The sequence below is a fragment of the Fulvivirga aurantia genome, from assembly GCF_009711475.1.
Lineage (GTDB): Bacteria > Bacteroidota > Bacteroidia > Cytophagales > Cyclobacteriaceae > Fulvivirga > Fulvivirga aurantia.
This window is the reverse complement of sequence record NZ_SMMD01000071.1, coordinates 1-375: the sequence shown is the minus strand read 5'-3', so window position 1 is coordinate 375 and position 375 is coordinate 1. Positions and strand designations below refer to the sequence as shown.

Annotated in this window: 1 protein-coding gene; it reads right to left on the bottom strand. The window is 33.3% G+C overall.

From position 1 onward, the window contains the following. Positions 1–264 (bottom strand): DUF5615 family PIN-like protein (locus tag E1176_RS00125; RefSeq protein WP_155208574.1); only part of this gene is annotated, 264 nt, incomplete at its 3' end. Positions 265–375 lie beyond the last annotated feature (111 nt).

Below are 375 nucleotides of genomic sequence, written 5' to 3'. Positions count from 1 at the left end.
TATTTGAGCCGGGTACTCTGGAGAAAAATTATTTACTCGAAAATACACAATACCACTCTTAGGCTTCATTCCGTGCTTAAAAATCAGTTCACCATAATCGCTATCATGAGTAACTATTGTTCGACCTTCATTAATAGCAATTTCAATAACTTGTTTATCAGTGATACCTGGTTGTAATTCAGTGATCCAAATTATGTCAAAATTGTGCTCTCTGAGAAAAGTTACACTGCTTTTAGAAAAGTTTTTATTGGCTAAAAACTTCATCCAGCAAGTTTAGGTCTTAGTTCAGCCATTAGACCATCTTTAGCAAATTCATTTAAATACATAAAAACTGCCTGGATATCTTTTCTTGTCAGTTGGGGGTAATTATCTAAA